Origin of the sequence: Glycocaulis sp. (assembly GCF_052168375.1) — a bacterium.
Taxonomy (GTDB): domain Bacteria; phylum Pseudomonadota; class Alphaproteobacteria; order Caulobacterales; family Maricaulaceae; genus Glycocaulis.
On the sequence record NZ_JBQLZR010000336.1, the window covers coordinates 1 to 5,772 of the forward strand.

The 5,772-nt window shown below is 64.0% G+C and carries 7 protein-coding genes and 1 pseudogene; 4 read left to right on the forward strand and 4 right to left on the reverse strand.

Annotation, left to right across the window (positions count from 1 at the left end):
• A partial coding sequence (locus ACTS2Z_RS14010; RefSeq protein ID WP_442573822.1) for a GDYXXLXY domain-containing protein occupies positions 1–537 on the forward strand: 537 nt, incomplete at its 5' end.
• Here ACTS2Z_RS14010 and ACTS2Z_RS14015 read toward each other — a convergent pair.
• A complete protein-coding gene (locus ACTS2Z_RS14015; protein WP_442573823.1) occupies positions 534–1,244 on the reverse strand; it encodes a rhomboid family intramembrane serine protease in 711 nt (236 codons plus the stop codon). The two genes, ACTS2Z_RS14010 and ACTS2Z_RS14015, sit on opposite strands and share 4 nt — an antisense overlap.
• 101 nt (positions 1,245–1,345) lie before the next feature.
• Between ACTS2Z_RS14015 and hfaA the strand changes: the two genes are divergently transcribed.
• From hfaA to hfaD, 3 genes are read left to right on the forward strand one after another with little or no spacing between them, the layout of a single operon-like run.
• A complete protein-coding gene (gene hfaA, locus ACTS2Z_RS14020; RefSeq protein ID WP_442573824.1) occupies positions 1,346–1,888 on the forward strand; it encodes a holdfast anchoring protein HfaA in 543 nt (180 codons plus the stop codon).
• 2 nt (positions 1,889–1,890) lie between these two features.
• Positions 1,891–2,883: a holdfast anchoring protein HfaB gene (gene hfaB / locus ACTS2Z_RS14025; RefSeq protein ID WP_442573825.1), complete on the forward strand. Its 993-nt coding sequence runs from the start codon at positions 1,891–1,893 to the stop codon at positions 2,881–2,883.
• On the forward strand, positions 2,831–4,009 hold the full coding sequence (gene hfaD, locus ACTS2Z_RS14030) for a holdfast anchor protein HfaD (RefSeq protein WP_442573828.1): 1,179 nt from the start codon (positions 2,831–2,833) through the stop codon (positions 4,007–4,009). Before hfaB ends, hfaD begins: the two co-directional genes overlap by 53 nt.
• On the opposite strand, the gene ACTS2Z_RS14035 is transcribed toward hfaD, so the two are convergent.
• The 3 genes and pseudogenes from ACTS2Z_RS14035 to ACTS2Z_RS14045 form a co-directional block, all read right to left on the reverse strand.
• Entirely contained in the window at positions 4,006–4,359 is a 354-nt protein-coding gene (locus ACTS2Z_RS14035) for a helix-turn-helix domain-containing protein (RefSeq protein WP_442573826.1), read from the reverse strand. The genes hfaD and ACTS2Z_RS14035 overlap by 4 nt on opposite strands.
• A 10-nt stretch (positions 4,360–4,369) precedes the next feature.
• Positions 4,370–4,621 carry a type II toxin-antitoxin system RelE family toxin gene (locus ACTS2Z_RS14040; RefSeq protein ID WP_442573827.1) on the reverse strand — a complete coding sequence of 84 codons (252 nt, stop codon included), beginning with the start codon at positions 4,619–4,621 and terminating at the stop codon, positions 4,370–4,372.
• Positions 4,622–4,662: 41 nt separating this feature from the next.
• A pseudogene (locus tag ACTS2Z_RS14045) lies at positions 4,663–5,772 on the reverse strand (hypothetical protein); the annotation flags it as partial.

Below are 5,772 nucleotides of genomic sequence, written 5' to 3' on the forward strand. Positions count from 1 at the left end.
CGACTTCTCGCCATTGCATTGGCCATGACCGGCGTGCTCGCCTTTATGGTCGTCCATCAGGCCAATGCGCGGTCTGGCGGCACCGAAATCCGCCTGGACATGGAGCCGGTCGACCCGCGCGACCTGCTGCTGGGCCATTATGTCGAACTGACAACGCCCCTGCAGAGACTCGAAACGAGCGAGCTGGAAAACGGCGAGTTGCATACGTTCCAGCAAGGGGATCGCATCTGGGTCGGTCTGACCGAAGGCGAGAATGGATCTTCCCGGCCCGTTTCGGTTCACGGCATGCCCCCACCGGGACGTCATATCCAGGGGCGGGTTCGCCGCGCGTCTACCATTGCCGGCGAGCCGGGCCAAAACCTGACCGTCAGCTACAATATCGAGCGCTATTTCGCATCGCCGGAAGCAGCGCTGGAGCTGGAAGGCTACCGCGATGAACGCCGGCTGCGCCTGATCGTGTCGCTGGACGCCGCAGGGGCCGCTGTCATCAAGGGGCTGGAGATCGACGGCGAGGACCATCTCGACACGCTGTTCTAGCGCCGGCCGAAGACCCTCAGGAATACAGGGTAAAGCAGCATGCCGGCCAGCAGGCCGCCGACATGGCCCGCCCATGCAATCGGCAAGGAATAGAACACGCTCGCCACGCCAATCAGGGCATTAATCAACAGCCATGGCACAGCCAGGCGCAGCATGCCGGCCCGGCCGCCGCCCGCCCAGCCAGCCGCCGCATAAACGCCGGACACGGCCGTCGATGCGCCGATCATGAAGCTCGGCTCATTGACGTGGACGAGGGCGTGCAGGCCCGCTCCCGCAATGGCACAGGTAAAGTAAAAGGCGAGAAAGCCCGCGGCTGCCAGAAGGCCCCGCCCGAAGGCGGACGCCGCCGCGCTGCCCACCGCCAGCAATATCCCCATGTTCAGGAGCACGTGCCACCAGCCGGCATGAACAAAGACGTGGAGGATGTAAGGGCTGAACCCGCCAAGCGGTGCGGGCGGCGGCGGCGACGGCAAGGCCTGAGGGGCCGTCACGAGTGCCCCTGCCCACAGAATATATCCATGCAGGATATGGTTATTGGCCTGCGCCCAGGCATCCACGCCGTGCGCCAGTATGGTGAGTATGCAGAGCGCCAGCACAAGACCGGAGACGCCTGGTCCAAGCAATGGGGCACGCACTGGTCCCGGGCTTGCAGGCTCGGCCGGCAAGGGGTCGCGTCCCGCAGGCTTTTCAGGCGTTGGATCGCTCAACGGGCATTTCCCTTGTTCGAACGGGCCGTAGCCCTCGCGTCTGGCACAGGCGTTGCAGCCCGGCAGGGTGAACGTATCCAAACAGGACACTGGAAAAGATTATGCCGCCCATTGCCAAAGTCACCCTCACGGCAGCAGCGCTGGTCCTCTCGGGCTTTCCGATGGCGGCTGCCCAGCAGGCAGGCGACAACTGGAGCCAGCCCTACGGCATGGCACGCGGCGACGAGAACCGTCCCTATGCAGGTCAGCGCGGACGCGGCGCCAACCGTGTGGTGATCAATGGCATCATCCAGACCGGTGTCGGCGTTTCGGCGCAGGGCACGGTCACCGGCTCCGGCGGGTCGAATGGCGGCGGCGTGGGCAATGGCGGCCAGTATCTTGGCTCCTCTGCGACCGCTATCGCCAACCAGCTCAATGTGGTGGTGAACGGCAATTACAACACTGTGGTGGTCAATTCCCGCCAGACCAATACCGGCAATATCTCCGCCAATGCCACCAGCACCGGCGCGCAGCCGCAAGCGGGCAATGCCGCTGCGGCCTACAATGCCGCGCCTGCCGTCACCGGCATGGAATCTGCCGGCCGGCTGGCAAACCAGCTTCGTACCGTGCCTGCCCCCTCCTCTGATCCCGCACGGGAGCAATAGTCATGACGCGTATCAAGAGTTTCCTTGTTGCCGCCGTTTCGGCCCTGGCCGTCTCGGCTTGCGCCACCTCCAATTCCGGCTCTGACGGGCTGTATGCCACGCCGACCGGCAATGCCCCCGTCACGGCAAACCCGACACCCTATTCGCAGGCGCTTGTCTGCCTGTCCGGGCATGCCCGCCAGCAGGGCCGTCAGGCACCGCGCGTCGCCGTCGGGCGCATTGCCGACTACACCGGCCAGCTCGCCCCTGAAGGTGGCACGCGGGTCACGCAAGGTGCCTCGCTGATGGCGATGAGCGCCTTTGCCAAGGCTGGCGCGCGCCTGGTGGAGCGTTTTGATACATCGGTTGCGGAGCTTGAACTGCGCTATGCCAATAGCCAGCTCATCGGCGATGAGAGCGAGGAGCAAGGCTTCCGCCAGATCTATTCCGGCTCCATGCCTGGCTCGGACTATTTTCTGGTCGGCGGCATTACCGAGCTGAACGCCAATATCCGCTCGAACGGCCAGGACCTGTTTGCCGGGGACAGCGTGGATTCCAGCCCGTCTGGTGTGTTTTCCCGCCGCGTTTACGTGATGAATGTCGCGCTGGACCTGCGCCTGGTGGACAGCCGCACGCTCGAAGTGGTCGACGTGGTCTCCTACCAGAAGCAGATCATCGGCCGCGAGCTGTCCGCAGGCGTTTTCAGCTTCTTCGGCGATGTCGTGGTGGACCTGTCTGCCGGCGGCCGTTCACTCGAGCCGGTCCAGCTGGCTGTCCGCTCGGTCATCGAACGCGCCGTGCTTGAAATGTCGTCCCAGCTTTATGGCGTGCCGGCCGAAGCCGTCTGCCAGTTCAATGATCCCATCGGCCCGTCGAACATCACCGGCGGTGTCCAGCTCAATACGGCATATGCCGGTTCGGAGGCCCCCTATGTCCAGGCTCGCACTGAGGTCAATCGTGGCCATGACCGCCGCGATGGCGACATCCGCAGCGTCCTTCGCGGCGTCTACCGATAGGGTAGAGAACGACCAGTCGAACAGCGCGCCGGTCGATGCGGCCGTCGAGGTAGAGGCGGACGGCACCGAGATCGCCACCGCAATAGCGACCGCGCAGAGCAATTCGGCTGGCGGCAGCTTTGCTTCGCCGTCCCAGGTGATTTCGTCCCAGACAACGGACGGCTCGACCAGCGCGACGAGCGATATCGAAGCCGATTCGGTCTGGGGCCTTTCCAGCGGGTTTGCCACGGCTCAGGGCAATGCCCTGACCGTCGATGCGGCTGACGGGCTGGAAATGGACGCTGTCCAGAGCGCAGGCGCAGGCGCCAGTGTCTCGGCCCTCTCGGCGCTGCGTCTGAACACCTATGGCGGCAACACCGCCCAGTCTGCCATTGCCGCAGCCAATGCGGTCGAGGTGATGGGGACCGGCGCCATGCCGCTTTCGGTGAGCCAGAGCTCGCAAGCGGATGTCGATGCCAGCTCCCAGATAGAGGCAGAGGAAGTTGAAACTGCGCTCGCCACCGCCCAGAGCGCCGGCAACAGCCTGACGGTCACGGGCTATGAAGCCGACATCGTGGCGCTGGCAGACCAGGAAAACTCCGGCAATGTGCGCGCCACGGTTGATGCCGACATTGCCAATGCCAACTGGGGCGTCACCGCCATGAGCGAGGCCTCGGGCAATACCGCCTCGACCCAGAATGACTGGGGGTATGGTCACCTGCAGGGCAGCCAGAACAATTCGGGTAGCGTCCGCGCCACCACGACGCTCGCGGTCGGCACGTTTGGTGACGGCCCGGTGGTGGGCTCGGCCCATGCGGTCGGCAATAACGCGCTTGTCTCCAATATCGGTGCCGATGCCTATAGCGGTGTCGCGCAGAACAATGCCGGCGCCGTGACGGGCCAGGTCAACATGCAGCTTGGCAACGGCATGGCGGCCTATGGCACCAGCTCTGCCATCGGCAATGCGCAGTCGGCCTATATTTGCGCCACCTGCCCGGTCGGCCTCACCGCGCCTGTGAACCAGGCCAATGGCGGCGCAATCAGCTCGGTCACACAGATGCGCGCGACCGGCTATGTTGGCGGCATGACGGGATCTGCCACGGCTATCGGGAATGTCTCGACCTTCTCCACCGTTGGCGGGAACTAGACTAGGTCGTCGAGGTCCACTTTCAGCGCGCCAGCCAGACGCTTGAGCGCTGAGACACTGCCTTCTTTTCGGCCCGTCTCGATCTCTGACAAAAAGGCCGGGCTGATTCCGGCTTTCGAGGCCAGATCGCGTGCCGTCAGGCCACGATAGCGGCGCCAGACACGTACCGGATTACCGCCTTCAACCAGCTCCTTAACTACGCTGGCCGGGACAAGCTCTTCCTCGCCGCTGAGTACGCTGGCGGCGACTTTTTCTGCCGAGGCTACATCTGCCGCGTCGATCAGCGCCTCGTAATGCTCCAGCGGGATGACCACCAGCTTCTCGCCTGTTGGCGTGGTTATGGTCTGCATGGCATCACCCTTACTCATATGCACTGCCTCTCGCCGCAATCTTCAAAATTTCAAGAACATTGCCTTTGTCATCCATTATGACGCGCCAGTCTCCAACACGTAGGCGAAGAAAGGATGATCCGGACAGGCCCTTCACATTGTTGGCAAGGGCGGCCGGGTCAGCAGCAAACTGGTCAATTTTTGCCATGACGCGCCGCGCGTCATTTGCCGGCATGCGGCGCAATGCCTTCACTGCCTGCTTGCTGTAAGCAATCTCTCTCACCCTTTTATGTTCGCTTTGGGCGAATAATTGTCAAGGGGAGATCAGAAAAAGCCGAGCGTGCCGGCCTGCGGGCTGCCGCCCATGAGGCGGGTGAGGCCGGCATTATAATTGGCGATCTGGCTTTGCAGATAGGCAGGCACCTGCCCGCCCCTGCGTCCGGCCTGCGGCCCTTCCAGCAATTGCTTCAGGGCCGGGTCCTGTGTCAGCTCCCGCCAGGCCCGCTGCACGACAGTCATGGCCTCGGTCAGCTTTTCGTTAGCCGCTGCCGCCCCGTCGCGCGTGGAGATGTCGAGGCGCGAATCGAGCCGCAAGGCAAAGGAAGGCGGAGCAGCCGCGCTTTCGTCACGGGAACTCGTGCGCGAGATCAGCGATTTTCCGGTGATGGTGCCTGACGGCAGACCAAGGCCTGCAAGCCCGTCCTGACCTTCAGACCCGGCGCGGAACTCCACCTTTATGCCATCACGCGGCGTGATGCGCAGAAACTCCTCGCCGGAGCGGCGGGCGACGGTTGCGCTACCTTTGAGCAGAAGCACCGCATTCAGCTTGAATGTCAGGGACCGCATGGTCTCGTTCTCGTCGATCGTGATCTTGCGGGCCCGCCCGCCATCAACCGAGACGTAAAAATGGTCGCCCGCCCGCGCGGCGCTCTGGGCGGTCACGACGCGGCTGTCGGCATAGATTATGCGGCCTTCGGGCAGGCCAAGACGCGACAACACCGAATCGCCCTGTGGATCGACCACGAGGCCAGCGCCCTGGGAGACGCCGCCCCGGCCTGACACCTGCTGCGTCCATTCATGGGTACCGGTCGCCGCATCGAAACCAGCGGCAAAAGCGTTGCGCGTTCCGGTCTGGCTGGCACCGGGCAGCGCGCCATTGGTCGTGCCGGAGACGTAAACCTTGCCATCGACCACCTGCACGCTGGCGGCCACGTCATCGGCGCCAGTTCCCAGGAAAGTCGTGTAGCCGACAGACGCTGACGGACCGTCCTCAACCCGGACGAGGAAGGCATCACGTCCGCCCTCATTGGCTGCCAGCGGCGCGCTCGGTGCAAAGCCTGCGCCTGCTCCGCCCGTCAGGTAAATCGCGCCGTCATCACCGACGGAAAGCCCGCCAATGCGTCCGCCATCAAGCGCGCCAAGATCGAGGGTCCA

What these genes read in the sequence shown, in the direction of transcription:
- hfaA (WP_442573824.1), top strand. Translation starts at nt 1,346, where the DNA reads ATGCCGCCCATTGCCAAAGTCACCCTCACGGCAGCAGCGCTGGTCCTC.
- hfaB (WP_442573825.1), top strand. Translation starts at nt 1,891, where the DNA reads ATGACGCGTATCAAGAGTTTCCTTGTTGCCGCCGTTTCGGCCCTGGCC.
- hfaD (WP_442573828.1), top strand. Translation starts at nt 2,831, where the DNA reads ATGACCGCCGCGATGGCGACATCCGCAGCGTCCTTCGCGGCGTCTACC.
- ACTS2Z_RS14035 (WP_442573826.1), bottom strand. Translation starts at nt 4,359, where the DNA reads ATGCAGACCATAACCACGCCAACAGGCGAGAAGCTGGTGGTCATCCCG.